Source organism: Oleiphilus sp. HI0123 (assembly GCF_001635315.1).
Window position 1 is genome coordinate 1 of the sequence record NZ_LWGE01001417.1, and the last position, 2,482, is coordinate 2,482.

A 2,482-nucleotide genomic window follows, 5' to 3' on the forward strand; every position below is an offset into this window, starting at 1 on the left:
AAAGGAGAGTGTGTGATGGGTTTATCTAGGGATAATATATATGGGTGTAAATTCAGTGACGCACGACAGTGAAAGAAGACGTTATTTTAGAGTGACGGACCTTGTTGGTCTTCGTTATCGCTTTCTTTCGGAGGGTGAAACTGATTTGGCGGTGCAAGCTCAACCGACTTCTCTGAAGTCTCTGCTGTCACAGATAGAGCACCAGATAGCAACAGATCTGACAGTACTGAAGAATTCCCAACCTGAAATTCATAATATTCTTGATCTTTTTAACCAGAAAATAAATTTGGCTTTTGGCCACGGTCTTGCCTCTGGCCAAGAAGAGGGTCTCGAGCAGTCTACTTCTGCTTGTCAGGTTAATTTGAGTGCTTGTGGAATCGCTTTCCCGCTTGAAGAAAGTGCTGCTTTGAATCAGCATGTTCATATAGAACTAACGCTATACCCCAGTAATACTCGATTGCAGCTCTTAGCAGCTGTTATTGCTTGTGATGCATTGGATGAGAGCATTGATGGCAAGCCCTGGCTTGCGCGCGCTGACTTCGTTAATGTCACCGAAATTGATCAGGAAACATTGGTTCAGCATGTCATTAAGCGCCAGGTTCAACAGCTAAAAGGTAATCGATCTGAAGATGACGGTAGCTTGCAATGAGCTAGAGTCTGTCGAGCTCTAGCTTAAAAAGTTATGTTTGTTATGTTGTCGTTAAATTTGCTGCTACCCTTCTGATACTGACGTTCAAGAAAGAAAGCTTTATTGATCTGCTCGTTCTTAGCCGTACCTAAAGTTTCTTTATCAATAATGATGACGCTGCTCGCACGAGTTCCATAGTTGGGCGTTCTAATAAAGGGGGAAGAGAGCACTTGCTCAAACTCTTGAGGGATGCCTGTCTGCGGCAGTTCTTCAGGCGATGCTTGTTCTTGGTTCTGTAGTGCCAACAGTAAGTGTCTAGCTGCTTCAGTGTTATCAGGGTTCTGCCGGGCCTGTTCGAGAGCTGTTTTGGTTTTTCGTACTTTTGGCCAAGGCGTATCTAGCAGGTGGTTACTTAAGCCATACCGTCCCGGCTTTAGGGTTTGACTACCTCTCGTCTGACCACGATTATGGCAATATACCAAGTCTGAGCCATCAAACAGAAGAGCGTTAAATCCGGCATATTCATCGCTTGAAATTTGAGCTGCAAACTCATTTGCAGAGCAGCTTGCTTGAAGGAAGCTTGAGGGAATTTCTCCACGAGATCGTTCGTATACTCTGGAGTCTGGCGCGCGATAATTTGTAATTGCAGCGAGGCGGCCACCTTTGGAAAGGGCTAACCAGGTGCCACCCATTTTTAAATCTCGGCCGCCAAATATGTCAGGGCTATCTTCCCAGAAATGAGCGTTAAGTGTAGGGCGGGCGTAGTACTCATCTCTATTTGAGGCGAGTGTCAGTATTCGTGCTTGCTCGGGCTGCCAATCAAAAACTATTAAACACATTGAAAGAATGACCTCAGAATGTAATACAGCTATCATACCATGCAATTATTTAGGGGTAGATACGGACTATGTTTATTGTGAGCTACTTGCTGGCGGGTATCTTTGCCGGGTTAACGGCAGGGCTCTTTGGCGTGGGTGGTGGTTTAGTCGTCGTGCCTATCCTGGTTTTTGTCTTCGAAAGCCAAGGTTTCCCCGCAGAAGTCTTGACCCATATGGCGATAGCAACTTCACTTGCGACCATAGTGTTTACCTCGATGAGCTCGGTATATAATCACCATAAGAGAGGCGCGGTTTTGTGGTCGGTGTTTCGGCCGATGAGTGCTGGTATTGCGCTAGGTGCGGTGCTTGGTGTATTAACGCTGGTGCAACTAGATGGCTGGATGCTGAAAAAGCTGTTTGGACTTTTTGCGGTGATTGTAGCGCTGCGAATGTTTATCAAATCCGCTAGCTTGCAGTCTTTGGCGATACCCGGAAATATCGCACTATCTATAATGGGCGTGGTCATTGCGTGGTTTTCTTCTATCTTCGGGATTGGTGGTGGAACACTTAGCGTTCCTTATTTGAGTCGGTATCGTATTGAGATGAAAGAAGTGGTGGGTACCGCCGCTGCATGTGGTTTACCCATCGCTTTATTTGCCACGCTCAGTAATGTGATGATGGGAAGTGATTTGCAAGGACGGCCTGAATGGAGTTTGGGATTGATCTACCTACCTGCTTTACTCGGAATATCTATTTGCTCTGTATACTTCGCGAGGGTTGGAACGCAGTTGGCGCATCGCTTGTCGCCTCTGTTACTGAAAAGATTGTTTGCAGGTTTTCTGCTATTAATTGGTGTTCGCTTTCTAGTGACTTAGCTCTGTTTAATATTAAAAATTTAAGGAATTACAATGGCGTTGTCGTATCCCCAGATAGATCCGGTTGCTTTGGACTTAGGGCCAATTCAAATTCATTGGTATGGCTTAATGTATTTGATTGGTTTTGTGGCGGCTTACTTACTAGGGCAGAGACGAGCCCA

The 2,482-nt window shown here is 45.6% G+C and carries 4 protein-coding genes; 3 read left to right on the plus strand and 1 reads right to left on the minus strand.

Annotation, left to right across the window (positions count from 1 at the left end; all coding sequences use genetic code 11):
- The first annotated feature begins 40 nt into the window (after positions 1–40).
- Positions 41–649 carry a PilZ domain-containing protein gene (locus tag A3761_RS18275; protein WP_068516205.1) on the plus strand — a complete coding sequence of 203 codons (609 nt, stop codon included), beginning with the start codon at positions 41–43 and terminating at the stop codon, positions 647–649.
- Positions 650–672: 23 nt separating this feature from the next.
- Here the strand turns inward: A3761_RS18275 and A3761_RS18280 are convergent, their stop codons facing one another.
- Positions 673–1,467 (minus strand): NRDE family protein, encoded by a 795-nt coding sequence (locus tag A3761_RS18280; protein ID WP_068516208.1) that lies wholly within the window; start codon positions 1,465–1,467, stop codon positions 673–675.
- Between the two features lie 68 nt (positions 1,468–1,535).
- Between A3761_RS18280 and A3761_RS18285 the strand changes: the two genes are divergently transcribed.
- Positions 1,536–2,321, plus strand: a complete 786-nt coding sequence (locus A3761_RS18285) for a sulfite exporter TauE/SafE family protein (RefSeq protein ID WP_068553494.1) — start codon at positions 1,536–1,538, stop codon at positions 2,319–2,321.
- Positions 2,322–2,354: 33 nt separating this feature from the next.
- On the plus strand, positions 2,355–2,482 hold a 128-nt coding region (locus A3761_RS25850), incomplete at its 3' end, for a prolipoprotein diacylglyceryl transferase family protein (protein ID WP_197473105.1).

What these genes read in the sequence shown, in the direction of transcription:
- A3761_RS18275 (WP_068516205.1), top strand. Translation starts at nt 41, where the DNA reads ATGGGTGTAAATTCAGTGACGCACGACAGTGAAAGAAGACGTTATTTT.
- A3761_RS18280 (WP_068516208.1), bottom strand. Translation starts at nt 1,467, where the DNA reads ATGTGTTTAATAGTTTTTGATTGGCAGCCCGAGCAAGCACGAATACTG.
- A3761_RS18285 (WP_068553494.1), top strand. Translation starts at nt 1,536, where the DNA reads ATGTTTATTGTGAGCTACTTGCTGGCGGGTATCTTTGCCGGGTTAACG.